Annotated in this window: 22 protein-coding genes, 1 other RNA gene and 1 pseudogene; 18 read left to right on the top strand and 6 right to left on the bottom strand. The window is 41.6% G+C overall.

The window, feature by feature from the left end; translation table 11 throughout:
• Nucleotides 1–10 precede the first annotated feature (10 nt).
• Both BN1356_RS08360 and BN1356_RS08355 read right to left on the bottom strand, forming a co-directional pair.
• The gene (locus BN1356_RS08360) at nucleotides 11–343 is read right to left on the bottom strand and encodes a putative quinol monooxygenase (protein WP_093650937.1); all 333 of its coding nucleotides are present in this window, start codon (nucleotides 341–343) and stop codon (nucleotides 11–13) included.
• 21 nt (nucleotides 344–364) lie between these two features.
• Nucleotides 365–1,288 (bottom strand): AraC family transcriptional regulator, encoded by a 924-nt coding sequence (locus BN1356_RS08355; RefSeq protein ID WP_093650936.1) that lies wholly within the window; start codon nucleotides 1,286–1,288, stop codon nucleotides 365–367.
• A gap of 116 nt (nucleotides 1,289–1,404) precedes the next feature.
• Here BN1356_RS08355 and BN1356_RS08350 point away from each other — a divergent pair, with 116 nt between their 5' ends.
• The 11 genes from BN1356_RS08350 to lplA all read left to right on the top strand — a co-directional run bounded on the left by BN1356_RS08350 (nucleotide 1,405) and on the right by lplA (nucleotide 13,166).
• Nucleotides 1,405–1,788 (top strand): VOC family protein, encoded by a 384-nt coding sequence (locus BN1356_RS08350; RefSeq protein WP_093650935.1) that lies wholly within the window; start codon nucleotides 1,405–1,407, stop codon nucleotides 1,786–1,788.
• Nucleotides 1,789–1,830: 42 nt separating this feature from the next.
• Nucleotides 1,831–3,312: a glycoside hydrolase family 1 protein gene (locus BN1356_RS08345; RefSeq protein WP_093650934.1), complete on the top strand. Its 1,482-nt coding sequence runs from the start codon at nucleotides 1,831–1,833 to the stop codon at nucleotides 3,310–3,312.
• 81 nt (nucleotides 3,313–3,393) lie between these two features.
• Nucleotides 3,394–4,224 (top strand): Cof-type HAD-IIB family hydrolase, encoded by an 831-nt coding sequence (locus BN1356_RS08340; protein ID WP_093650933.1) that lies wholly within the window; start codon nucleotides 3,394–3,396, stop codon nucleotides 4,222–4,224.
• A gap of 197 nt (nucleotides 4,225–4,421) precedes the next feature.
• A complete protein-coding gene (locus BN1356_RS08335) occupies nucleotides 4,422–5,351 on the top strand; it encodes an AEC family transporter (protein ID WP_093650932.1) in 930 nt (309 codons plus the stop codon).
• Nucleotides 5,352–5,557: 206 nt separating this feature from the next.
• A complete protein-coding gene (locus tag BN1356_RS08330; RefSeq protein ID WP_093650994.1) occupies nucleotides 5,558–7,039 on the top strand; it encodes a 6-phospho-beta-glucosidase in 1,482 nt (493 codons plus the stop codon).
• Between the two features lie 104 nt (nucleotides 7,040–7,143).
• Entirely contained in the window at nucleotides 7,144–7,749 is a 606-nt protein-coding gene (locus BN1356_RS08325) for a hypothetical protein (protein WP_093650931.1), read from the top strand.
• Between the two features lie 41 nt (nucleotides 7,750–7,790).
• A complete protein-coding gene (locus BN1356_RS08320; protein ID WP_093650930.1) occupies nucleotides 7,791–8,402 on the top strand; it encodes a histidine phosphatase family protein in 612 nt (203 codons plus the stop codon).
• A 3-nt stretch (nucleotides 8,403–8,405) separates the two neighbouring features.
• The gene (locus tag BN1356_RS08315) at nucleotides 8,406–9,005 is read left to right on the top strand and encodes a histidine phosphatase family protein (protein WP_093650929.1); all 600 of its coding nucleotides are present in this window, start codon (nucleotides 8,406–8,408) and stop codon (nucleotides 9,003–9,005) included.
• A 29-nt stretch (nucleotides 9,006–9,034) separates the two neighbouring features.
• The gene (locus BN1356_RS08310; protein ID WP_093650928.1) at nucleotides 9,035–10,471 is read left to right on the top strand and encodes a 6-phospho-beta-glucosidase; all 1,437 of its coding nucleotides are present in this window, start codon (nucleotides 9,035–9,037) and stop codon (nucleotides 10,469–10,471) included.
• 29 nt (nucleotides 10,472–10,500) lie between these two features.
• Nucleotides 10,501–11,934, top strand: coding sequence for a 6-phospho-beta-glucosidase (locus BN1356_RS08305; protein ID WP_093650927.1), 1,434 nt, complete (start codon nucleotides 10,501–10,503; stop codon nucleotides 11,932–11,934).
• A gap of 242 nt (nucleotides 11,935–12,176) precedes the next feature.
• The gene (lplA, locus tag BN1356_RS08300) at nucleotides 12,177–13,166 is read left to right on the top strand and encodes a lipoate--protein ligase (RefSeq protein WP_093650926.1); all 990 of its coding nucleotides are present in this window, start codon (nucleotides 12,177–12,179) and stop codon (nucleotides 13,164–13,166) included.
• A gap of 88 nt (nucleotides 13,167–13,254) precedes the next feature.
• Here the strand turns inward: lplA and BN1356_RS08295 are convergent, their stop codons facing one another.
• A complete protein-coding gene (locus BN1356_RS08295; protein ID WP_093650925.1) occupies nucleotides 13,255–14,604 on the bottom strand; it encodes a CHAP domain-containing protein in 1,350 nt (449 codons plus the stop codon).
• A 248-nt stretch (nucleotides 14,605–14,852) separates the two neighbouring features.
• Here BN1356_RS08295 and trhO point away from each other — a divergent pair, with 248 nt between their 5' ends.
• From trhO to ltrA, 3 genes and pseudogenes are all read left to right on the top strand, one after another.
• Complete coding sequence (gene trhO / locus BN1356_RS08290; protein ID WP_093650993.1) at nucleotides 14,853–15,839, top strand: oxygen-dependent tRNA uridine(34) hydroxylase TrhO; 987 nt, start codon at nucleotides 14,853–14,855, stop codon at nucleotides 15,837–15,839.
• A gap of 76 nt (nucleotides 15,840–15,915) precedes the next feature.
• Nucleotides 15,916–16,563, top strand: coding sequence for a uridine kinase family protein (locus BN1356_RS08285; protein WP_093650924.1), 648 nt, complete (start codon nucleotides 15,916–15,918; stop codon nucleotides 16,561–16,563).
• Between the two features lie 419 nt (nucleotides 16,564–16,982).
• Nucleotides 16,983–18,067: pseudogene (gene ltrA, locus BN1356_RS08280) on the top strand (group II intron reverse transcriptase/maturase); the annotation flags it as partial.
• Between the two features lie 220 nt (nucleotides 18,068–18,287).
• Here ltrA and rsmG read toward each other — a convergent pair.
• The 3 genes from rsmG to recU are packed head-to-tail and all read right to left on the bottom strand — an operon-like array spanning nucleotide 18,288 to nucleotide 21,825.
• Nucleotides 18,288–19,001 (bottom strand): 16S rRNA (guanine(527)-N(7))-methyltransferase RsmG, encoded by a 714-nt coding sequence (gene rsmG, locus BN1356_RS08275; protein WP_093650923.1) that lies wholly within the window; start codon nucleotides 18,999–19,001, stop codon nucleotides 18,288–18,290.
• A gap of 57 nt (nucleotides 19,002–19,058) precedes the next feature.
• Nucleotides 19,059–21,224 (bottom strand): penicillin-binding protein PBP1A, encoded by a 2,166-nt coding sequence (pbp1a, locus tag BN1356_RS08270; protein ID WP_176694258.1) that lies wholly within the window; start codon nucleotides 21,222–21,224, stop codon nucleotides 19,059–19,061.
• The gene (gene recU / locus BN1356_RS08265; RefSeq protein ID WP_093650921.1) at nucleotides 21,214–21,825 is read right to left on the bottom strand and encodes a Holliday junction resolvase RecU; all 612 of its coding nucleotides are present in this window, start codon (nucleotides 21,823–21,825) and stop codon (nucleotides 21,214–21,216) included. Before recU ends, pbp1a begins: the two co-directional genes overlap by 11 nt.
• A 65-nt stretch (nucleotides 21,826–21,890) precedes the next feature.
• Between recU and BN1356_RS08260 the strand changes: the two genes are divergently transcribed.
• The 4 genes from BN1356_RS08260 (at nucleotide 21,891) to BN1356_RS08245 (ending at nucleotide 24,697) form a co-directional block, all read left to right on the top strand.
• Complete coding sequence (locus BN1356_RS08260) at nucleotides 21,891–22,430, top strand: SLOG family protein (protein WP_093650920.1); 540 nt, start codon at nucleotides 21,891–21,893, stop codon at nucleotides 22,428–22,430.
• 69 nt (nucleotides 22,431–22,499) lie between these two features.
• A complete protein-coding gene (gene gpsB / locus BN1356_RS08255) occupies nucleotides 22,500–22,841 on the top strand; it encodes a cell division regulator GpsB (RefSeq protein ID WP_093650919.1) in 342 nt (113 codons plus the stop codon).
• Between the two features lie 30 nt (nucleotides 22,842–22,871).
• Nucleotides 22,872–23,236: RNase P RNA component class B (gene rnpB, locus BN1356_RS08250), an RNA gene on the top strand.
• Nucleotides 23,237–23,545: 309 nt separating this feature from the next.
• Entirely contained in the window at nucleotides 23,546–24,697 is a 1,152-nt protein-coding gene (locus BN1356_RS08245; protein ID WP_093650918.1) for a THUMP domain-containing class I SAM-dependent RNA methyltransferase, read from the top strand.
• Nucleotides 24,698–24,707: the final 10 nt, after the last annotated feature.

Raw genomic sequence — 24,707 nt, 5'->3', positions numbered from 1 at the left:
TCTTTCGCTCTTATTGGTTATGGTATTTCTGGTCGCTCTCAGGGATTCCTTCTTGGTCTGATAGGTAGCGTTCCGCTCGGACGCTTAAGCGATATTTCTCCCTCAGTTCTAAGATTTCTTGCATCATGGGTGAGGCATGGTGGATATCTAGAGCTTCTTGATTCTGCCAAGTATCAACTAGGAGGATGGTTTCAAGATCTGCCAAGGATTGGTAGTAGTCGTAAGCTAGATTTCCAGCTTGCTGACGAGTCTTACTGGCAATGCCTCTCTCCTCCATTTCTTGAGCGAAGAGTTTAGCAGCACCATTTTTTCCACTATAGTAGAGGTGCATAGTAATGGGCATGTGATTTCTCCTTTGCTAGTATTATAGTTTTAGTGGTCTGGCACCTAGGTAACTTTGTTCTTTGCGGAATTGCTTGCGGTAACGGCTGGGAGTCATGTGGTAATAGCGTTTGAATTGCCGATTAAAGTTGGATAGGTTGTTAAAACCGACATGATTGGAAATTTCTAAGACTGATTTGAGACTAGAGGTCAAGAGACTGCAAGCTTCTCTGAGGCGAACTTGGATGACAAATTCCATACAAGATGTGCCGGTTTGTTGTTTAAAAACCGACATAAAATGGGTCTTGCTATAGCCCATATAATCAGCCATGTCTTCAATGGTCAAGTTCTCCTGGTAATGCTGATGAATATGATCGATTAGACCTCTTAATTTCTCATTTTTTCGATAAAGATCATCGGTATTTTTCTTGACGATGTAGCCATATTGATAAAGAAGATAGAGCAAATCAAGGAGTCGACTTTTGAGTAGGAGTTCATAATAAGACTCTTGCTTACGAATAGTGTCAAAGATGGCAAAGATAGCTGTTTTGATTTTTTCATAGCCTTCCTCGTGAGGCTGAATCCGAGGAACTGTTTTTAAAATATCATTTTGTAGGGGCTGAAGGTAAAGCATAGAGGTTTGATCTAAGTTTGAAGCTCCCAACATGTCTAAATGATAAACCAAGCTATCAGTCACGTGCTCTACATCATCAATGGGATGGATAGAATGCATGGCGTTTGGACGAACCAAGATAATATCACCGGCCTGACTATCGAAATAGTTGTAATCGATATGGTATCGAGCAGAACCCTCATAGACATAATTAATTTCAAATTCGTTGTGCCAGTGGAAGAGAACATCAGGGATACCATTACGAACATGGGTGTGGTAATACTTAAAAGGCAAGAGGTGATTGTCGTAATCAATCTGATGCTGGAAAAACTGGTCTGTTAAATGTTGTTTCATAAGAACCTCTTTATCAGATGATAGTATCATTATACCATATTATTGGATAAGAAAAGGGCTTCTAATCCATTTATACTATATTTATATGAAAAAGACAAACAAAGCGAGGTTTGCTGATGAAAATTGAGCACATAGCTCTCTATGTAAGAGATTTAGAAGGAGCAAAAGCATTTTTTGAAGAATATTTTGCAGCTAGATCCAATCAACTCTACCACAATCCAAAAACTGGCTTTTCATCCTATTTCTTAACTTTCCAAGATGGGGCCAGATTAGAAATTATGAACAAGCCTAGCGTTGACCAATCTGATTTGCCAGTTGAGCGACTTGGTTTTATCCATTTAGCTTTCTCACTCGGTTCCAAAGAAAAAGTTGATCTCTTGACAGAGCGCATGAAAGCAGACGGTTATGAACTACTTTCTGGTCCCAGAACGACAGGAGATGGCTACTATGAATCTTGTCTGCTGGCTTTTGAGGGCAACATGATTGAATTAACCGTTTGATTCGGCAAATTTAAATTGAATAGAATAAAAGGAGTATTTCAAATGACACAATTTCCAAAGAATTTCCTCTGGGGTGGCGCGATTGCTGCCAACCAAGCTGAAGGTGCCTACAATGAAGATGGTCGCGGTCTAGTACAAACAGACGTAACCACAGGTGGTTCGGTGGATTCGCCACGTTACACTACCTACATCGACAAGGATGGCAAGCCGGGTAAATCTGGCGGTATGGGCCACCATGCTCGTATTCCAGAAGGAGCAACATACGCGGTCTTGGACGATTTCTATTATCCCAACCACAAGGCCGTTGATTTCTACCATCGTTACAAAGAAGATATCAAACTCTTTGCAGAAATGGGTTACTCCATCTTCCGTTTGTCTATTTCATGGGCCCGTATTTTCCCAAATGGGGATGATGCGCAGCCGAACCAAGCAGGCCTTGACTTTTACCGTGCTGTCTTTGAAGAATGCCGTAAGTACAACATTGAGCCCTTGGTATCGATCTGGCACTTTGATACACCTTTGAACCTCGAACAAAACTACGGTGGCTGGAAAAACCGTAAATTGGTTGATTTCTATGTCAAATATACAGAAGTCATCATGAACGAGTACAAGGATATGGTCAAATATTGGTTGACTTTTAATGAGATTAACAATACGACCATGTTCTTGGATATGATGGGCAACCAGGGTAGTGATGAGGAATTCCAAGAGGGTTACCAAATTCTGCACCACCAATTCTTAGCATCAGCAAGAACGGTTACTTTGGGTAAAAAAATCAATCCTAACTTTGTCTTTGGGAATATGATTTGTGGGATTACCTTCTATCCAGCAACCTGTGATCCAGCGGATATCTTGGCTGCGGAGCATAAGTGGCAGGCAGGAATCTACTACTGTGGTGACGTCCAAGTTAAGGGCGAGTATGGTAGTTATGCTAAACGCCTTTGGGATGCTCATAATGTAAAAGTGGAGATGGAAGAGGGGGACCTGGAAGAGCTCAAAGAGGGTAAAGTAGATATCTACACCTTCTCATACTACATGTCTAACAACGTGACCACGCATGAGATTACAGATAAGGTATCTGGTAACTTCTCAATGGGTGCCCGTAATCCTTACCTGACTTATTCTGATTGGGGTTGGGCGCACGATGCGACTGGTCTTCAGTACTATCTTGAGAAAATTTACGATCGTTACCAAGTACCGCTCATGGTGGTGGAAAATGGTCTTGGTGCCTTTGATACAGTAGAAGCGGATGGTTCGATCCATGATGATTACCGCATCGACTACCACCGCGAGCATGTCAAGGCTATGTCAGATGCAGTAGCTAACGGAGTTGACCTCATTGCGTACACGACTTGGGGTTGTATCGATATCGTATCAGCTGGTACGGGTGAAATGCGCAAACGCTATGGCTTCATCTACGTAGATATGGATGATGCTGGAAATGGTACGCTCGACCGTACACCAAAAGATTCCTTCTACTGGTACAAGAAAGTCATCGCAAGTAATGGCCAAGACATAGAATAAACTAAAGATTGCTAAAATTTATCAAGAATGACCTCACTCCAAATTTGGTCATTCTTTTTCGACTGTATGAGGAAAGAAGAGATGAGTATTAAATTAATCGCGTCAGATATGGATGGAACCTTTCTGGATGCCAATGGCAACTATAATCGGGAACAATTTGAAAAGATATTGACAGAATTACAGAAGCAAGAAATTCACTTTGTAGCAGCATCTGGCAATAACATGACGCGGCTCAATCGCATGTTTGCAGGTTTTGAAAAGGATGTGACCTTTGTGGCTGAAAATGGCGCTCATATCGTAGAAAATGGGCAAACCATTATCCACCATAGTTTACCCAAATTACAAGTCCAAGCCTTACTGACTTATTTTTCAGATAAATTACTAGACTACAGAGTGGTCATTTCTGGCATCAATGGAGCATATCGGCTGAAAAAAAGTAACTTTGATTTCCGACCTGGCTTCGGCATGATTGAAGAAAAGGAATATGAAGTTTTTATCAGTCATATCAAGCCAGTTGATGACTTCTCTCAGATTATTGAGCAGGAAGCTATTAGTAAGGTAACTATGATGGTTTTTGATGCTCATGAAGCGATTGCTCAAGATTTCAACCAAAACTTTCAAGGCGACCTAGTCGCTGTCGGAAGTGGCTATGGGGCAGTTGATTTCATTCAAAAAGGCATCCACAAGGCTTGGGGAATCGAACAGCTCATGGAGCGCTATGGGATTCAGGCCGATCAGGTTATGACCTTTGGTGATGGAGGCAACGATATCGAAATGTTGCAAATGACTCCGCATTCCTATGCTGTGGACAATGCTCCTGAAGCGGTTAAAGCAGCCGCCCAGCATGAGATTGGACATCATAAGGACAATGCTGTTATGGAAATTATTGAGGAGCTCCTACTGAAAATGTGAGGGAATGTTTCAATATAGAATGTAGAGGATAGATTGAACTGCAAGTAGATTACTTTGCAGTTTTTCTTTTTGCATTGGGAAAGCGTCAGCTCTCTAATAGAAAAGAGGAAAGTATCAGTTTTCCGTCAGAAAGCACCAGTTCTTTTGATGCTGTCATGTTAAAATAGAAACAATTATGACAGAAATAGAGGTAGCAAATGGCAGCACTGAATACGTTAGTACCAGTATTTTTTATGTTAGGACTGGGTTTTTTATCCAGAGTGAAAGCTTGGATTAGTCCAGAGCAAAAATCTGGCGCCAATACTATTGTTTTTTCTGTTCTTTTCCCCATTCTTATATTTAACCTTTTGGGTTCCGCTCAGCTCCGGCTAGAAACAGTTGGGATTATTGCTTATGTAACGGTAGCTTTCTTTCTAGCGATAATTGTCGCAAGGAAACTGTCTTTCTTGACGGGTAAGAAACAGGCTCACTTTTCACCTTATCTCTTAACAACTGTTGAGGGTGGTGCAGTAGCCCTACCTCTCTATCTATCGATTGTGGGCCAGTCAAGTAACACGGTCATTTTTGACCTAGCAGGTTCCATCATTGCTTTTCTGATTATTCCGATTATGGTGGCTAGCTCTTCTGGACATGAAAAAACTAAGTTTGACTTAGCCAAGGAGGTTGTCTCTCATCCTTTTGTCATAGCTATTGCACTAGGATTGTTTTTCAATTTTTCTGGTCTCCATGCCTGGATAATTGAGTCAGCATTCTCTCTCTTATATAGTGGTATAATGGAAAAAGCAACAGGACCCATTTTGGGCATGATTCTTTTTGTTTTGGGTTATGATTTCACTGTTGATTTCCATACCCTCAAATCCATGATTTCTTTGATGATCCTAAGAGTTTTCTACTATCTTTTAGTTATAGCCGGTTTTTTTATCCTCTTTCCCAACTTTATGGCAGATAAGTTCTTCATGATTGCAGTTTTGCTCTACTTCATGTGCCCGACAGGGTTCGCTATGCCACTGTTGATTCAAGATTCCTTTACAGATGAGAAGGATCAAACTTATTCGGCTACCTTCATTTCGCTTTACATGTTGATAACTATTGTCGTCTATACTGTTTTAGTTCTTATCTTTGTATAATGTCTCTTGATTTGTCAGCTTTGGGCTGGCTTTTCTTTTAGAAAAAGAAGAAGATTCAGAACGGCTTGAACCGACTATAGTATCAGAATTTCATGATATAAGACAAGAAAAGGCTTACATAATTTGTTAAACTATTAAGAGTGATAGATGTTGGTTTGAAAGAACAATTGAAAGCCAATAAAGAAGAAAATAAGCGAGGTAAAATAATGACAGAATTGAAAAAATTTCCAGATGGATTCCTTTGGGGTGGGGCAACAGCTGCCAATCAGTTTGAAGGTGGCTTTGGTCAAGGTGGACGTGGCTTTGCCACGTCAGACACAGCTCGGGCTGTAGCACCGGAAGAGCGCAAATCTTTTGGTGGGGAGTTTACTACTCCTATGAATCGAAAAAAATTGGATTTTGCTCTCAATGACAAAGAAGGTCGCTATCCTAAACGGTGGGGTTCAGATTTTTATAACCGCTATAAAGAAGATATTGCTCTTTATGCTGAGATGGGTTTCAAAACTTTCCGACTCTCCATTGCTTGGCCACGGATTTTTCCTAAAGGAGATGAACTAGAGCCAAATGAAGAAGGTTTGGCCTTCTACGATAAGGTCTTTGACGAGCTCAATAAATATGGTATTGAGCCACTGGTTACTCTTTCACACTATGCGTTTCCAATCCATTTGGTAACAGAATACGGTGGCTGGAAAAACCGAAAGGTGGTTGATTTCTTCGTTCGCTATGCTGAAACGGTTTTTAATCGCTATAAAGGGAAAGTGAAATATTGGTTAACCTTCAATGAAATCAATATTCTTGGTATGACTGGTTACTTGTCAGGTGGTCTTCTCTTTGAAGATGGGAAACTGCACTGGGATGAAATGTATCAAGCCATTCACCATCAATTTATCGCATCAGCCCTAGCAACAAAAGCGGCCCATGAAATTGATCCGAATAACCAAGTCGGTATGATGTTGGCCCGCATGGAAGCTTATCCAGCGACCTGTCATCCAGATGATATCATGAATGCTGTTCAAAAAGACCAGTCAAATCTCTTTTATTCAGATGTTCAAATTCGTGGACAATACCCACGCTACATGAAGCGTTTCTTTAAGGAAAATAATATCGAGATTGCTTTTGAACCAGGCGACGAGGCTATCCTCAAGCAGTATGCTGTTGATTTTATGAGTTTCTCTTACTATATGTCTTCTGTGACACGTCATCCAAACAATCAGACACCAGAGCAAAGAGCAACGGCTGGAAACCTAGTGCTGGGAGAAGCCAATCCCTATCTGGAGGCTTCGGACTGGGGCTGGCAGATTGATCCAGTTGGTCTACGGGTGACTCTTAACAAACTTTATGACCGCTACCAAGTACCCCTCTTTATTGTTGAAAATGGCTTGGGTGCCTTGGACAAAGTAGAAGAAGATGGATCTATCCATGATAGTTACCGTATTGATTATTTAGAAAAGCATGTGAAGCAAATGTACGAAGCCATTGAAGATGGGGTGGAACTCATGGGCTATACCTGGTGGGGTTGTACAGACCTTGTCTCAGCATCAACATCAGAAATGTCCAAGCGCTATGGTTTTGTCTATGTGGATGCGGATGATGAGGGAAATGGAAGCTTTGACCGCTCTCGTAAGGATTCTTTCTACTATTACAAAGACCTGATTGCCTCCAATGCAGCTAATGTTTTGAATGACTAAGTATCCGAATCCAAATATTTCATAAGTTATAAGGATGAGTAAGGAAAAATGGCAAAAAGTTCTTCTCTTACTCTGTTTTCGTGAAAACAGAAAGGGTAGGAAAGATGGTTTCTATAAAAGAAAATGAATTTGAAGCCCTTCATACCAGTATCAGAAATCTAGTTTTTGATGGTCAGGAAGTGCTAGAAGTTATCAAGGTTGATAAGATTGACCAGCCTGATGAAAATACCTATGCCAAATTAAAGGAACTTTCCTTTCATAATGGCACAATCGAGGTTGATGTTTACAGCCAGTTGCTAGATGATGCTCCTGATTATGCCAGGGGTTTTATCGGTATTGCCTATCGAATAAAAGAAGATGATTCTGCTTTCGAGTCTTTCTATATTCGGCCGACGAATGGTCGCATAGATGACCCAGTTCGTAGCAATCGAGCGATTCAATATTTTTCTTATCCCAACTATACCTTCGACTATTTTAGGGAAAGAGGGATCACAGAATTTGAAGGTCAAGCAGATATTGGTCTAGCAGAATGGACTAGGATAAAAGCTGTTGTTAAGGATCAGGAGGCTGATTTTTACATCAATGATAAGCATATCTTACATGTTGCTCAAATGAAACTTGGAAAAGATGCTCGTGGGCAAGTTGGCTTCTTTGTTGATATTGGAACCAGAGCTTACTATAGGAATCTTCAAGTGACTCTAGATGATTAAAAGCTATATTAAAGTATTTTAAACGTTTAGGAAGGTAAAAGATGAAAAAAACTTTTTATTTAATGAGACATGGCCGGACTCGTTTTAATGAACAGGGGCGGATTCAGGGGGCTTGTGATTCTCCCTTGACCCAAGAAGGTATCGAACAAGCCAAGGCGGCCAAGGCCTATTTTGACCGTTCAGGCATTGCTTTTGACAAGGTCTATTGCTCAAGCCAGGAGCGAGCTTGTGATACAGCAGAGTTTGCGACGGGACGAAGTGATTATATCCGTCTTAAAGGAATTAAGGAGTGGGATTTCGGGGCTTTTGAAGCCCACCAAGAATACCTGAATCCCAAACTTTTTCGAGAGGATGGATCGGGTTACCGCGATTATTTCGTGGCCTATGGCGGAGAATCCAATGTCCAAGTTTATAGCCGCATGCGGGATACCATTACTGAGATTATAGAGAAGTCTGCTCTGGATGATACCCTCTTATTTGTCAGTCATGGCGGGGCGATTGGTCAGTTTTTCAAAAATGTGACTCAGAATCCACCCGTCTTGAAAAAACGGATTAGCAATTGTGCTGTCTTCAAAATCAGCTATCATCAAGGAGAGTTCCAAGTAGACTCGATTTACGATCCTATTGACAACTCTTTTATTTACGAGAGGTAAGCTATGACCAAAACACTCTATTTGATGCGACACGGGCAAACCCTTTTCAATGTTCAAGAGCGCATCCAAGGTTGGTGTGATTCTCCCTTGAAAAAAGAAGGAGAAGAGCAAGCTAAGATGGCTAGGGCATTCTTTGATGGAGAAGGGATCCAATTTGATCGTCTCTACTCCTCTACATCAGAGCGGGCGAGTGATACTTTAGAGTTGGCTTCTGGACGAACCGATTACCAACGACTCAAAGGTTTGAAAGAGTGGAACTTCGGTCGCATGGAGGGACAACAGGAATACCTACATCCTAATCGGAGACCCGACCAACAGTCTCATGAAGATTTTTATCTTCTCTATGATGGTGATGGAGAAGAGGAGATTCAAAGTCGAATATCCCAGGCTATTTCAGGGATTTTTCAAGAAATGAAGGAGGGACAGACCGCTTTGGCTGTCAGCCATGCAGGTGCTCTTATGCAGTTCTTCCTGACACTGCGTTTGGAAAAGTACCCAGAACTTCATTTCAGTAATTGTTGCATCTTCCAGTATGAGCTGACAGATCATGACCTAAGTTTGGTCAGAATTATCGATCCTATTGCTGGAAAAATATATCAATAAACCAAACTTTTTGTTTTAAAGGAGAAAATATGACTCAAAAACCATTTCCAAAAGGATTTTTATGGGGCGGCGCAACAGCTGCCAATCAATGTGAAGGTGCTTATAACGTAGACGGCCGTGGCCTTGCTAACGTAGACGTAGTACCAATCGGTGAGGACCGTTTCCCGATTATCGCCGGTAAGAAGAAAATGTTTGATTTCGAGGATGGCTATTTCTACCCAGCCAAGGAATCCATCGATATGTACCATCACTTTAAAGAAGACATTGCTCTCTTTGGCGAAATGGGCTTCAAGACTTACCGCCTCTCTATCGCCTGGACCCGTATTTTCCCTAAAGGAGACGAGGAGCAGCCAAATGAAGCGGGTCTCCAATTCTACGAAGATCTCTTCAAAGAATGCCATAAATACGGCATCGAGCCACTGGTCACCATCACTCACTTTGACTGCCCAATGCATCTGATTGAAAAGTACGGCGGCTGGCGCAATCGTAAGATGCTGGGCTTCTATGAAAACCTCTGCCGTGCCCTCTTTACACGCTACAAAGGTTTGGTTAAGTACTGGTTGACTTTCAATGAAATCAACATGATTCTTCATGCCCCATTCATGGGTGCTGGTCTCTACTTTGAAGAAGGTGAAAATGTCGAGCAGGTCAAATACCAGGCAGCTCACCATGAGTTGGTAGCTTCAGCCATCGCCACTAAAATTGCCCATGACGTAGACCCTGAGAATAAGGTGGGTTGTATGTTGGCGGCCGGTCAATACTATCCAAACACTGCCCATCCTCGCGACTACTGGGAAGCGATGGAGCAGGACCGTGAAAATTATTTCTTCATCGATGTGCAAGCGCGTGGTGAATATCCAAACTACGCCAAGAAGAAATTTGAAAAAGAGGGTCTCAATATTGAGATGACCGAGGAAGACTTGGCTCTTTTGAAAGAACACACAGTGGACTTCATTTCCTTCTCTTACTATTCAAGCCGTGTGGCATCAGGTGATCCAGCCGTTAAGGAAAAAACAGCAGGCAATATCTTTGCTTCCATCAAGAATCCATACCTGGATGCTTCTGAATGGGGCTGGCAGATTGACCCACTCGGACTTCGTATTACTCTCAATGCCATCTGGGATCGCTACCAAAAACCAATGTTCATCGTAGAAAATGGACTTGGTGCAGTGGATACACCGGATGAAAATGGTTATGTGGTAGATGATTACCGCATCAATTACCTACGTGAACATGTCAAAGCCATGAATCAAGCCATTAATGAAGACGGCGTTGTCCTCTGGGGCTATACGACTTGGGGCTGTATTGACTTAGTTTCAGCTGGTACCGGCGAGATGAAGAAACGCTACGGCTTTATCTATGTGGACCGTGATAATAATGGCAATGGAACTCTTAAACGCTCCAAGAAAAAATCCTTTGACTGGTATAAAAAAGTCATTACTACAAACGGTCTAGATGTCGATTAATCAAAAAATTATAAAAATGGAGGACGAACATGTCGAAAAAATTAACTTTTCCAGATGGATTCTTATGGGGAGGGGCAACGGCTGCCAATCAATTAGAAGGTGCCTACAATGAAGATGGCCGCGGTTTGGCCAACGTGGATGTGTCACCCGTTGGACCAGACCGGGTTAAAATTATCACTGGTCAAGTCAAACACTTTGATTTTGACAATGAGCATTTCTACCCAGCAAAAGGTGCTATTGATTTCTATCATCATTACAAGGAGGACATCGCTCTCTTTGCAGAAATGGGTTTCTCAACCTTCCGCCTGTCAATTGCTTGGTCTCGTATTTTCCCTAAAGGGGACGAGGTAGAACCAAATGAAGCAGGTCTCAAATTCTATGAAGATGTCTTTAAAGAATGCCGTAAATATGGGATTGAGCCTTTGGTAACCATCACTCACTTTGATATCCCCATGCACTTGGTAACTGAGTATGGCGGCTGGCGCAATCGCAAAGTGGTCACATTCTACGAAAACTTAGTCACCGTTCTCTTTAATCGCTACAAAGGTTTGGTCAAATATTGGTTGACCTTCAATGAAATCAATGTTCTCTTGCATGCACCATTTATGGGGGCTGGTATCGCCTTTGAAGAAGGAGAAAACCGCAATCAAGTTCTTTATACCGCTGCCCACCATGAACTCTTGGCATCTGCCATAGCCACTAAGATTGCCCATGAAGTGGACCCTGAGAATAAGGTCGGCTGTATGTTGGCCGGTGGTAAGTTCTATCCATTGACTCCAAAACCAGAAGACGTTAAAGCGGCCATGGATCAGGATCGTGAAAATTATTTCTTTATTGATGTCCAAGCCCATGGAGAATATCCTGGCTATGCTCTCAAATTCTTTGAGCGAGAAGGTCTCACTATTCCGATTGAAGAGGGTGATTTAGATATCCTTAAAGAACACACAGTTGATTTTGTTTCTTTCTCTTATTACCAAACTCGTGCCGCAGAAGCCCATCCGGCAGATCAAACAGAAGCCAATCTTTTAGCCTCAGCCGAAAATCCATATTTGAAGAAATCAGATTGGGGTTGGGCTATTGATTCATTGGGCTTCCGCATCACTATCAATGAGCTGTCAGATCGCTACCGTAAACCACTCTTTGTGGTGGAAAATGGTCTGGGGGCCGTCGATGTGCCCGATGAAAATGGCTATGTAGCAGATGATTATCGTATCGATTATCTGGATCAACATATCCGTGCTATGCGAGATGCTATTAATGAAGATGGCGTGGAAATGTTGGGATACACCACTTGGGGCCCAATCGACTTAGTTTCTGCTGGAACAGGGGAAATGAAAAAACGCTATGGTTTTATCTATGTAGACCGCGACAATGAAGGCAATGGAACCCTTAAACGTTCTAAGAAAAAATCCTTTGACTGGTACAAAAATGTTATCGCCAGCAATGGTGCTTATCTCGACTAAGAAAACAGGCCGCAAGGCCTGTTTCTTTATGTCTATAGTTTTCTTTCTTGATAGAATAAAAGTAGATAAGAATCCTATCAATTTCTCTTCAATAGTTAAAATCAAGACTGAAAACTAGAACCTTTTTCATTGTCAATTGCGACCGTTTTCATTATAATAGAGTTACTTGTGAAAATAGAAAGGAATCAAGTGACAGGGAAAGTCTGCCAGTCAGATTTTTTAAGTAAACTTGCTATCAAGAAATGAAATACATTGTAAACAATTCCAACGACCCAGCTTTTAATATCGCCCTTGAATCGTATGCCTTCAAGGAATTGACAGATATTGATGAAATTTTTATCCTTTGGATTAACGAGCCTGCCATCATCATTGGTAAGCACCAAAATGCCATCCAAGAAATCAACAAGGAATTTACAGATGCCAACGGGATCCATGTGGTTCGTCGTCTATCTGGTGGTGGTGCAGTTTATCATGATTTAAACAATCTTAACTACACCATTATTTCTAACAAATCAGAAGAGGGAGCTTTTGATTTCAAAACCTTTTCAAAACCTGTTATCGATACCCTTGCAACCCTTGGTGTTGAAGCCAATTTTACAGGCCGTAATGATCTAGAAATTGATGGTAAGAAAATCTGTGGCAATGCCCAAGCTTATGCGAAAGGACGCATGATGCACCATGGCTGTCTCCTCTTTGACGTGGATATGACGGTCCTTGGTCAAGCCCTCAAAGTTTCCAAAGATAAGATTGAGTCTAAGGGTGTCAAGTCTGTTCGTGCTCGAGTGACCAACATCAATAAGGAATTACCAGAAAAAATGACCGTTCTGGAATTTAAAGAAGCTATTCTGGACCAAATGAAAAAAGAATATCCAGATATGGAAGAATATGTACTTTCAGAAGATGAATTGACTCATATCCAAGAAATTCGCGATCAGCAGTTTGGCACTTGGGAATGGACTTTTGGAACAACACCTGAGTATACAGTTGAGCGAAGCATTCGGTATCCAGCTGGAACCATTACATCCTACATCAAGACTGAAAAATCCATCATTGAATCACTAAAAATCTACGGAGATTTCTTCGGTATTGGTGATGTATCTGATATTGAAAAACTTCTCATCGGCAGTCGCTACGAGTATGCTGATATTCTCGAAAAATTAAAAACAATCGACATTGCCCATTACTTCTCTCGAATGACAGCGGAAGAAGTGGCCAAAGCGATTGTAGCCTGACGTGCAAAAAAGGCTCTATAGTCTCTGCGGTGGTTTTACCCATTACAGAAATTATAGAGTCTCTTTTTGTGGTCATATAGTACGAGATCTAGTTTGTATAGAAGGAAATATCTTCATTTTTCCAACCGCGTTTCATAAGAATATCGACTTCATTCTTATCTGCAGAATAAAGATGAATGGTTAAACCGGGATGATAAAGACGATAAACAGGTTTTGTACCATACGAATACCATGCAACGCCTTCTGCAGACCAACCTTGAGTAGCTAAGATATCATTTTCAGTTTTATTGGTCGTGTATAGATGTTCTTTTAACGATGGATTATAGAGTCGGTAAACAGGTTGTCCACCACTTGAAGTAACAAAAGATTGACCTTCAAAATTCCATCCACGTCCCTGAAGAATCCTAGCTTCATTCGTATCTTGGCTATAAAGGTGACGTTTAATACTCGGGTTATAGAGTCGATAAACGGCAACCTGTTTTCCAGCTTGAACCGTGATGTTTGCTTTAGCGGTCTTTCCACCAGAAACAGTTCTTGCAGTAATCACTGCGCTACCAGGGGATACAGCCACAACATTTCCATTAGTAACAGTGGCTACTTTAGGATTGGATGTGGTCCATTGGACAGTATTGTTGCTCGCATTAGTTGGTTTGAGTGCTGCTGTTAGTACAAAGGAACTACCAACTGTCAAAGTTTGAGCAGTCTTGTCTAGACTGACGCTTTCGGTAGCGACAGTTTTGTTAGCTTGAATATCTTTAAAGTGTATGAAACCTGTAACAGAGCTGATTGGAACAATCCTTTTTTTGTAGTTTCCAGAATTAGCTGGAACATTGTATTCTTCGATTTCGACATAAGAACCTCGAATATCTGATACCCATGCTACATGACCAGCTGAAAACCAAGCAACAGAACCATATGCTGGTGTTTTATCCACAAGATAGCCACGGTTCCTAGCATTGGTTCCCCAATCTGTCGCATTTCCAAACATGCGCACATCATTAAACTTATTGACATTGATTAGACGGAAGGCCACAAAAGAAGTACATTGTCTGTGGTAATAGCTCCAAGGATCAACGGTATATGAATAGTAAGGGATGTTTTTTAAATAGGCAGGGTAGTTATCTCCAATGGCAATGCTGCTTGCACTCTCTGTAAGGGCAATACCGGCTTCAAATTCTTCTGTCGTGTCTGCTTCTTCTTCAGAAAGAACTTCAATTGACGTCAATGCTTCTGTGCTATCTGGACTGGTCTCGCTAGTCGTGCTTGGAGCTGCTTCAGCACTTGTGGTGGTTGGATCTTCCATTGTTGAACTGGATTCACTGCTAACAGCTTCCTGCCTGCTTGTGGTTTCTGTATCGGCAGAGATTCGTAAAGAACCACCCATTTCCAAAAGAATGGCCAGTAAAAGAGCAGAGTAAAGAGACTTCCTAAATTTCATATCATCCTTCTTTTTAACTTCTCATTATAGTATTCTTATCTTATCATGGAAGGTAAAATCATACTAGTCGATAAACTAAAATTTAAAGAAATTGTAACACAGATGACATCTAAGCTCTTATCTACTTTCCAGCCAAATCATTTCCTTTATTTATATGAAAACTGTAAACTAGTAGGGTATGTAAATTCATATCCCATTCAAGAAGAGAGGAGTGAACCCAGATTTGTAAGGGGTTCACGGTGAAAATCATGTCAAACGATATTCGTGTTTTACTGTATTATAAATATGTCCCAATTGAAAATGCTGAAAGCTATGCCAAGGAGCATTTGGAGTTTTGTAAATCCATTGGCCTGAAAGGTCGCATCTTGATTGCAGATGAGGGAATCAATGGTACAGTTTCTGGCGATTACGAAACGACTCAAAAATACATGGATTATGTCCATGCCAATCCAATCTTTAGTGACCTTTGGTTTAAAATTGATGATGAGCCGATAGATGCCTTCAAGAAGATGTTTGTCCGCTATAAGAAAGAAATTGTCCACCTAGGTCTAGAAGACGACGACTTTGATAGTGACATCGATCCATTGGTAACAACAGGTGAATACCTTGATCCGAAACAGTTTAAAGAAGCTCTGTTGGACGAGGATACTGTTGTTCTGGATACGCGTAATGATTACGAATACGACCTAGGACACTTCCGTGGAGCAATCCGTCCAGATATCCGTAACTTCCGTGATCTGCCACAGTGGGTCCGTGATAATAAGGAAAAATTCATGGAGAAGCGCGTGGTTGTATATTGTACCGGTGGCGTGCGCTGTGAAAAATTCTCAGGTTGGATGGTTCGTGAAGGCTTCAAAGATGTTGGTCAGTTGCATGGAGGAATTGTAACCTACGGTAAAGATCCTGAGGTGATGGGAGAACTCTGGGATGGAGCGATGTATGTCTTTGATGAACGCATTGCAGTGCCAGTAAACCGTGTCAATCCAACTGTTATCAGTAAAGATATGATGACAGGTGAACCATGTGAACGCTATGTCAATTGCGCAAATCCATATTGCAACAAGCAAATCTTCATGACCGAAGAAACAGAGGACAAGTATGTTCGTGGTTGCTCCGCAGAGTGTCGTGCGCACGAACGCAACCGCTATGTCTCTGAACATGGTCTGACTCGTGCAGAATGGGCAGCGCGCCTTGAAGCAATTGGAGAAACTCTGCCAGAAGTAGCTACAGCTTAAAAAAGAAGAATCAGTAAGGATTGGAGAGAATCAGCTCTAATCCTTTTTCTTGTCTAAAAAATGCTATAATAGATTTATGAAAAAATTGATTCAGACGGTTATTGCCTTTACAAATACGAGAAAACAGACCGTTCTTCGAATCTGTGGACATGGAGCTTCGGGGAAAACAAGTTTTGCGACTGCTCTCCATCAAGTTTATAAAGATGGTCAAAGTCAGCTGATTGAAGCGGATGCCTATATTATTTCTGGTCAGCATAGTAAGGAAACTTTTTTGCAGTATGATTTTCAAGAAAAAGAGGATTTTTACCATATCACTGCTTGTCATCCAGCTAGGCATGAGTTAAATGGACTGAAACGAGATGTAGCTATGCTGAGAAGGGGAATGGACGTCCTGACTCCCGATTTTCCATGGTTACCAGAAAAACATCTGAGGAGTCATTGTCCAGTGACCATTGTCGAAGGGATGACCCCCACTTTTTTAGATTCGCAACTCTTTGATTTATCAATCTTCCTCTATACAGATTCCGATACAGAACTTCAAAGAAGGTTGGAGCGTGATGTGGCTCATAGAGGAAGAAATCCAGAGTTTATCCGACAAACCCACAACCATCGCAGAAGACAGTATGACCTCTATATGGCGGATTATCAGTCTCAGTTTGATATTGTCATCAACCAGTCAGGGAATAATTTTCAAGTAGAAAAAGCAATCTTCCCAACCAGATAGATAACCAAAAAGCCGATTCTCATTCGAGGGTCGGCTTTGTCAGTACGACGGGCATGTCGTACATCTGAGGTGCAAGTCCTCCGTGGGCACCCGCTACCGGTGAACCCAATAGCGATTCCCAAGCCTGACTATCGCGAGGTAGCGGGGAGAGGAAGGGATAGCGAAATCGTGGCTCTACGAACAGAAACGTGATATTAAGGCGTATATAGCGGATGAGGGGGCTGAAAACTCTAAAGTCCAAATAGGTAGTCGTAACCTATATGCGTAAATCACGAGAGTAAACGAGGAAAGATGTACGACTTATCCCGTGAGGTCTCATGAGCGTCCTAGACGTAGTAACAACGGTCAGCCGAAGCCATAGTAGTCACGAAGCTTCTGTAATGGAAGTGGAGCGAAGGGCTTAACAATTAACCGAAGTAATCCTACGCGTTGAAATCCCAAAGCCCAATGGAGGAGTCCGCCAGCTTGGCATCCCAACAGTAATGGACAGAATGATTCAACAGGCCATCGTCCAAGTTATCAGCCCTCTGTGTGAACCTCATTTCTCCGAAACGAGCTATGGGTTTAGACCGAAACGGTCATGCGAAAAAGCCATCATCAAGTTACTAGAATACCTTAATGATGGCTATGAGTGGATTGTGGACATTGACCTTGAGAAATTCTTCGACACAGTTCCCCAAGATAGATTGATGTCTCTTGTCCATAACATTATCCAAGATGGAGATACAGAGTCTCTGATTCGTAGGTATCTTCATTCGGGTGTAGTTATCAATGGACAGCGCCATAAAACGCTGGTGGGAACACCACAAGGTGGGAATCTATCTCCCCTCCTGTCCAATATCACGCTCAATGAGCTGGACAAGGAATTGGAAAATCGAGGGCTTCGTTTCGTCCGGTACGCAGATGACTGTGTCATCACAGTTGGGAGCGAAGCATCTGCCAAACGTATCATGTATTAAGTTAGCCGATTCATTAAGAAGCGACTGGGATTGAAAGTCAATATGACCAAGACTAAGATTACCAGACCGAGTCAACTGAAGTACCTTGGATTCGGATTCTGGAAATCAGCTGAAGGGTGGAAAAGTCGTCCACATCAAGAGAGTATCCAGAGTTTCAAGAGGAAACTTAGGAAGCTCACAACACGCAAATGGAGCACTGACTTGGGTAGCCGTATTGAGAAACTCAACTGGCTTATTCGCGGATGGATAAACTACTTCGCATTGACTAACATGAAGTCAGTCATGGGAGAAATTGATAAACGATTGAGGACACGAATTAGAGTTATTATTTGGAAACAATGGAAGAAGAAGTCAAGGCGACTTTGGGGACTACTTAAACTAGGGACTCCCAAATGGATAGCTGATAAGGTATCTGGCTGGGGTGACCACTATCAATTAGTGGCACAAAAGTCAATTCAGCTATATCAAAACCAGTCCTCGCTAAACGTGGACTGGTTTCATGCCTAGATTATTATCTTGAACGACATGCGTTAAAAGTTAGTTGAACCGCCGTGTGCCGAACGGCACGCACGGTGGTGTGAGAGGGGCTAGGAATTAGTCTCTACTCGATTCCTATATCAAAACCAGTCCTCGCTAAACGTGGACTAGTTTCATGCCTAGATTATTATCTTGAACGACATGCGTTAAAAGTTAGTTGAACCGCCGTGTGCCGAACGGCACGCACGGTGGTGTGAGAGGGGCTAGGAATTAGTCTCTACTCGATTCCTATAAAGGTTTCTTATTTGGCATCCCTGCTCTGCGAGGATACTTATTGGGGGTTTCTTTTTTCTTTTCCACAAGAGTTAGAGTTCGTGGGTCACCATTTGGTAACTGGTAATCCACGTTCTCTATCACTTTAGCAAAAAGAAGGTTGAGAGCGTTTTTGGCCTGAGTCAATTCATCTTCAGCATTAGAAGCCTTGAGAGCCATCAATTTTCCATTAATCTTGAGATAAGGAATGGTCAATTCTGCTAGTATTTGCATGCGGGCTACTGCGCGAGCTGTCACCACATCAAACTGGGCGCGGAACTTCTTATCCTGTGCAAAATCTTCGGCACGACCATGATAGAAATGAACTCCCTCAAGGTCCAATTCTTGGGCTAAAAGATTAAGAAAATGAATGCGCTTGTTGAGGGAATCAATGATGGTTACTTCTAGTTGAGGGAAAAGGATCTTCATAGGTAGACTGGGAAAACCAGCCCCAGCACCAATATCTAGGATAGAAATTGGCTCATTTTTTAAATAGCCTTGCAAGATGGGACCTAACGAATCGTAGAAGTGCTTGAGATAAACCTCATCTTCCTCTGTAATGGCAGTTAAATTGATTTTTTCATTCCATTCTACCAGTAAGTCAAGGTAGCGCTTAAATTGTTTTTTTTGCTTGTCAGTTAGCTGGAAGCCTAGTTCCGCTAATTTTTGGTAAAAGATTTCTGGTTTCATGCTTCTATCTTATCATATTATTAAAAGAAAAACCCAGAAAAATTTCTGAGTTTACGCTTATTGATTATCCTGCGATGTTCCAGAGGAATTACTAGTCGTTGCTGCTGTTGTTGAAGCGGGTTCGGTTGGAGCTACAGTTTGTTCAACAGTTGTTGTATGTGTAGTTTGAGTTTCTTCGACAGTTGTTGCAGCAACTGTTGTGGTTTCTGGAATGGAAGCATTAGAAGAATTGGAATTGGAGCGTCTTTGGGCTCCATTGAGGTAAAGATAAGAACCGTAACGGTAAAGACCGCTTGGCATTTCCCAGTCGCTTGCCGTTTCCGGAGGATTGAGTTGGCTCATCATACTTCGGAAGACATCTGTTGCGATCATATTTCCACTGTCCAAGATAGGGGTTGTACGGTTGGAATAACCAGTCCAAACAGCCATAGCATACTTGGTCGAATAGCCAACAAAACTATGGTCCGGTGCAGCAAGAGAACTGTATCGAGCTGCCTCGTTAGACTCCAAAATAGCAGCTAGTTCATCATCAGTATAGTTAGAGGTACCCGTCTTACCAGCAATCGGTACACCGCTGACAGCGGCGTTGAGACCAGTTCCATAAGTCAACACGCTCTTAAGCATGTCTGTCATCATGTAGGAAATTTCAGGACTTAATACTTGAGTGCCTTCAGGAGCAAATTCTTTTGTTGTATTATCTTTAAAGACTACTTTATTGACGTATTGTGGTCTGTAATAAGTACCACCGTTGGCAAAAACAGCATAGGCCGCAGCCATCTTTTCACTAGAGGCACCGTATTTTTTATCTGAGACAGTTGTATTACTTGAAATAGCATTTGAGTAATGCATCTCTGGATAATCAATACCAATACTTTGCAAGTATTCCAAGGCCTTGTCTAAGCCAGTTGCTTCCAAGGCTTTAATGGCTGGGATATTTCTTGAATACTGGATGGCAGATTTCAAGGTCATATTGCCAAAATAACCACGTTCATAGTTGTAAACGGGAGTGTTAGTGCCGGGATAGTTATAAGGACCGTCTACAATGGTATCACCTGTAGAAATATAGACGCCATTCTTTAAGGCGGGAGCATAGTCCGTAATAGGTTTCATAGTCGAACCGAAATCACGGTTGGTTTCAACAGCTTGGTTGATTCCAAAGGAAACATTGGTTGATTGGTTGCGAGAACCAAGTTGTGCAATGACTTTACCATTTGACACATCCACGACGGTAGAGGCAACTTGGAAGATGTTATCAGGGTAATAGACAAACTCATCAGTATTATAGATATTCCAAAGTTGCTGTTGAGCAACTGGATCCACATTAGTATAGACATCCATTCCCGTTGTTAAGAGATTGTAGCCTGTTTTTTCCTCTACCTCTTCAATGACTTCCTTGAGGTAATTGTCCATATAGAGAGGATAGGCTGCAGTGTTTTTAAGGGGTTGGAGTCCATCTGTTACAGGAGTTGCAATAGCAGTATCGTAGTCTTCTTTAGTAATGTACTTTTCTTCTAACATCTCACCTAAGACAATATCGCGACGTCCCTGTGCAGCTTCAGGTTGGGTGTAGGGATCGTATTGGTTTGGTGCTTGAGGCATGCCGGCAAGGAGGGCCAGTTGAGCTAGAGATAAGTCTTTTAAATCTTTGCCATAGTAGGCATTGGCAGCCGTTTTCATGCCATAGTTACCATTAGACATGTATACCTTATTGACATAGTAAGTCAATATTTCTTGCTTGGTATTGCGGCGTTCCAATTGCATGGCTAGCCATGCTTCTTGAATCTTTCGCTTGACGGTTTGATCATCTTTTGAAGTGGAGAAGTAGGTCAATTTGATGAACTGTTGGTCTAGAGTCGATCCACCTTGAAGTCCACCACTTCTCAAATTGTTTAAAAAGGCACCAGCAATTCGGATGACATCTATGCCACGATGATTGAAGAAACGTTGGTCTTCAATAGCCACGATGGCGTTTACCAAATCGGTAGGAATGTCCTTAGTCTTGGCATTGGAGCGTTTTTCAGAACCAAGGTCAGCGATAAGGCCACCGTTCTTATCATAAATCTTACTAGAAGTCGTTGCTGTTAGGGCTTCTTCCGTCAGGGCTGGGGCTGAACTAACATAGTAGGCCACCAAACCAGCTGCAGCTAAACTTGCTAGAATAAAACCAGCAAGTAAGACATTGCCCACTATCACAAGGATTCTTTTTAGGGTTTCATTTTTCAAAATTCTTACCACCTAATAATTTTTCTTCAATTATTTCCAGATAGGGCAAGCTAGGATAGCCACCCATTTTTATCTCAAAACCATGCTGCCGGATATAGTCTATATGCATGGACTTTCCGCCCTTATCAATTTGATAAAAATCAATGAGAGCTTGGGCAGGTAAGAGATAAGTTTCTTTCAATGTTGAAAAGTGAAGGAGTACAAAGGAAATTCCTTTTTGATGCAAAACCTGAGCCATATGCTCAATCTGATGAGCATGAAAGTTCTTCATGGGCATGGCTGTCTTTTGTCGCGTTTCCTTAGCTTCAAAGTCAATATAATAGCCCTTGTATACTCCAGAGTAGTCAGTCGTCGAAGCGTGACGGAAATATGCCTCAACAATTTTAGCTCGACTTCTCTTGGGATAGTCAACTTTGACAATCTGGACAGGTGTGGGCTTCTTATGAATGACTGCCTTGCCGTGTGCCAAGTAATAATTGTTGCTCTCGTTAATGGCTGTTTCAAAGGTCATTCCACGGTTGGCAAAATCGACCTCTTTCTTTTCAGAACGTACACTAGGTATTATTGCTTTTCTAGAAACCTGGTGAGGGTAATTGACCATAGAACTCCTTCTTGTTAAAATACTATCAGTACATTATACCACAAGACAAGAAAAGAGCACAAGAAATGACTATTAAGACGGTTTTGATAAGTGGTTACAAGCACACAGATTTAGGTATTTTTTCAGATAAAGATCCTCGTATCCCTATTATAAAAGAGGCAATTCGTCAAGATTGCATCAAGATGATAGAAGAAGGAACAGAATGGTTCATTTTCACAGGGAGTTTAGGGTTTGAGTTTTGGGCTCTGGAAGTCCTTGAAGATTTAAAGAAAGAAGGCTATGGTTTTCAGACCGCAGTCATTTTTCCTTTTGCCAACCACGGCGAGAATTGGAATGAGAACAACCAGACTAAATTAGCCACCTTTAAAAGCTGTGATTTTGTCAAATATGCCTTTGCTCAATACGAGAATCCTGGTCAGTTTAAAGACTACAATCGCTTTATTTTGGAAAATACAGATGGGGCTTATTTATTTTATGACAGCGAAAATGAAACAAACTTGAAATATTTATACAACCTAATCTTAATTCAAGTAGGATATACTGTAAAAAGCTTAAACTTTGATGATTTAAACCAGATAGCCGAAAATTTTATAAAAAATGAGTGATTTAACTTGATTTTTGCCTATATTTTTTAATATAATGAAGATAGCGACTTTTTAGATTTGGAGAGAGATATGGCGACGATTAAATTTACAACAAAAGATATTTATGAGCAAGATTTTAAAATTGGATTCCGAGGCTACGACCAAGATGAAGTAAATGATTTCTTGGATGGGATCATGAAAGATTATGATGCCTACGAAGCAATCATTAAGGAATTAAAAGGTGAAATTACTCGCCTAAAAGCTCAAGCAGTCAATGCTCCAAAAGCTGCTGTTGCCGTAGCACCAATTTCTGAAGAAACAGATATATTGCGTACAGAACGTGGCTCATCTGCTACAAATTTTGATATTTTGCGTCGCTTGAATCGTCTGGAGAAAGAAGTTTTTGGCAAGCAAATCGCTCAAGACTTATAAAATAATATAGAATATAGAAAGAAACTTGCAATTTTTGGATAATCGCGTGGTGATTTGTCACCATGAGGAAAGTCCATGCTAGCACCGGCTGTGATGCTGGTAGTGTTTGTGCTAGGCGAATGCATAAGCCTAGGGACATAGAAATATGTTACGGCGAGTGAACTGGCTAAGTCTTCGGATAGGTCACAATAGCTCTGAAAGTGCCACAGTGACGGAGTTCTCATGGAAACGTGAGAAGTGGAACGCGGTAAACCCCTCAAGCTAGCAACCCAAATTTCGGTCGGGGCATGGGAAAGCTGGAAACGAACGGTCTTTCCTGACTGCAAAGCAGTAGACAGATGATTATCGAAGGTGGTAGTACCTAGTACCACCGGAACAAAACATGGCTTATAGAAAATTGCATAATAGGTCTAGTCTAGGACGAAAGTACCTAGACTTTTCTTTTTTAACTAGAATAAATAAAGCTTTTGATTGTCCTCTCTCTTAAAAAATGAAGAGTTAGACGAATCCACTTTCTCAAGCTACTCTACACTTAGTTTAGAGGCATGATTCACAGAATGCTGATAAAATGAGTAACAACCTGAAATCGAGAAAGGAATTGAATAAGAACTAAAAGCCTGTAAAAAAAGATGCCCATTTCTGAAATCTGTATTTCAGGAGGTCTCCTATTTTAATTCGCTTTAGACGTTCTAAATATCTTGACTATGAAAAATAAATTTAACTTAATTGCCACTGCAGCAGCCGGTTTAGAAGCTGTAGTAGGTCGTGAATTGAGAGACTTGGGTTATGAATGCCAGGTCGAAAACGGCCGTGTTCGCTTTTCAGGAGACATTTCGACCATTATAGAAAGTAATCTCTGGTTGCGTGCTGCTGACCGCATCAAAATCATTGTTGGTCAATTTCCGGCTCGTACTTTTGAAGAACTTTTCCAAGGAGTGTTTGGCCTCGATTGGGAAAATTACCTGCCGCTTGGTTGTAAATTTCCTATTTCCAAAGCCAAATGTGTCAAGTCCAAACTTCACAATGAACCGAGTGTTCAAGCTATTTCTAAAAAAGCTGTCGTTAAAAAACTGCAGAAGCATTTCCATAGACCTGAAGGTGTGCCTTTGCAAGAAACAGGCGCAGAGTTCAAAATTGAAGTATCCATCTTGAAGGATGTAGCTACGGTCATGATTGATACGACTGGCTCTAGTCTTTTTAAGCGTGGCTATCGGGTAGAAAAAGGTGGGGCTCCTATCAAGGAAAACATGGCTGCAGCTATCCTACTCTTATCCAACTGGTATCCCGATAAACCCCTGATTGATCCAACCTGTGGTTCAGGGACTTTCTGTATCGAAGCCGCTATGATGGCTCGAAAGATAGCTCCCGGTCTCAAACGTGACTTCGCCTTTGAAGATTGGAATTGGGTGGATAAGAACTTGGTTAAACAAGCACGTCAAAAAGCAGAGGGGGCTATTGATAAAGAACTAGAATTGGATATTTTAGGATCTGACATCGATGCCCGCTTGATTGAGATTGCCAATAAAAATGCGCTTGCTGCGGGGGTCGCAGAAGATATTCAGTTCAAACAGATGAGACTGCAAGATTTAAAAACAGAAAAAACAAACGGAGTCATCCTCTCCAATCCCCCATATGGTGAGCGTCTCTTGGATGATGATGCTATCGCGAAACTTTATAAAGAAATGGGACAAACGTTCTCTTCGCTTAAAACGTGGTCTATCTTTGTCTTAACTAGTGATGAACAATTTGAAGCACGATTTGGTCGATTGGCGGATAAAAAGCGAAAATTATACAATGGGACCTTAAAAGTTGACCTCTATCAGTTCTTTGGTCAGAGAGTAAAACGTTCCAACTAAACACGAGGAG

The organism is Streptococcus varani (assembly GCF_001375655.1).
Lineage (GTDB): Bacteria > Bacillota > Bacilli > Lactobacillales > Streptococcaceae > Streptococcus > Streptococcus varani.
The sequence above is the reverse complement of the archived record's forward strand: the minus strand, read 5'-3'. Positions and strand labels throughout refer to the sequence as shown.

Bases quoted from the DNA above. Each gene is read 5' to 3' on its own strand.
- BN1356_RS08360 (WP_093650937.1), bottom strand. From the start codon at position 343: ATGCCCATTACTATGCACCTCTACTATAGTGGAAAAAATGGTGCTGCT.
- BN1356_RS08355 (WP_093650936.1), bottom strand. From the start codon at position 1,288: ATGAAACAACATTTAACAGACCAGTTTTTCCAGCATCAGATTGATTAC.
- BN1356_RS08350 (WP_093650935.1), top strand. From the start codon at position 1,405: ATGAAAATTGAGCACATAGCTCTCTATGTAAGAGATTTAGAAGGAGCA.
- BN1356_RS08345 (WP_093650934.1), top strand. From the start codon at position 1,831: ATGACACAATTTCCAAAGAATTTCCTCTGGGGTGGCGCGATTGCTGCC.
- BN1356_RS08340 (WP_093650933.1), top strand. From the start codon at position 3,394: ATGAGTATTAAATTAATCGCGTCAGATATGGATGGAACCTTTCTGGAT.
- BN1356_RS08335 (WP_093650932.1), top strand. From the start codon at position 4,422: ATGGCAGCACTGAATACGTTAGTACCAGTATTTTTTATGTTAGGACTG.
- BN1356_RS08330 (WP_093650994.1), top strand. From the start codon at position 5,558: ATGACAGAATTGAAAAAATTTCCAGATGGATTCCTTTGGGGTGGGGCA.
- BN1356_RS08325 (WP_093650931.1), top strand. From the start codon at position 7,144: ATGGTTTCTATAAAAGAAAATGAATTTGAAGCCCTTCATACCAGTATC.
- BN1356_RS08320 (WP_093650930.1), top strand. From the start codon at position 7,791: ATGAAAAAAACTTTTTATTTAATGAGACATGGCCGGACTCGTTTTAAT.
- BN1356_RS08315 (WP_093650929.1), top strand. From the start codon at position 8,406: ATGACCAAAACACTCTATTTGATGCGACACGGGCAAACCCTTTTCAAT.
- BN1356_RS08310 (WP_093650928.1), top strand. From the start codon at position 9,035: ATGACTCAAAAACCATTTCCAAAAGGATTTTTATGGGGCGGCGCAACA.
- BN1356_RS08305 (WP_093650927.1), top strand. From the start codon at position 10,501: ATGTCGAAAAAATTAACTTTTCCAGATGGATTCTTATGGGGAGGGGCA.
- lplA (WP_093650926.1), top strand. From the start codon at position 12,177: ATGAAATACATTGTAAACAATTCCAACGACCCAGCTTTTAATATCGCC.
- BN1356_RS08295 (WP_093650925.1), bottom strand. From the start codon at position 14,604: ATGAAATTTAGGAAGTCTCTTTACTCTGCTCTTTTACTGGCCATTCTT.
- trhO (WP_093650993.1), top strand. From the start codon at position 14,853: ATGTCAAACGATATTCGTGTTTTACTGTATTATAAATATGTCCCAATT.
- BN1356_RS08285 (WP_093650924.1), top strand. From the start codon at position 15,916: ATGAAAAAATTGATTCAGACGGTTATTGCCTTTACAAATACGAGAAAA.
- rsmG (WP_093650923.1), bottom strand. From the start codon at position 19,001: ATGAAACCAGAAATCTTTTACCAAAAATTAGCGGAACTAGGCTTCCAG.
- recU (WP_093650921.1), bottom strand. From the start codon at position 21,825: ATGGTCAATTACCCTCACCAGGTTTCTAGAAAAGCAATAATACCTAGT.
- BN1356_RS08260 (WP_093650920.1), top strand. From the start codon at position 21,891: ATGACTATTAAGACGGTTTTGATAAGTGGTTACAAGCACACAGATTTA.
- gpsB (WP_093650919.1), top strand. From the start codon at position 22,500: ATGGCGACGATTAAATTTACAACAAAAGATATTTATGAGCAAGATTTT.
- BN1356_RS08245 (WP_093650918.1), top strand. From the start codon at position 23,546: ATGAAAAATAAATTTAACTTAATTGCCACTGCAGCAGCCGGTTTAGAA.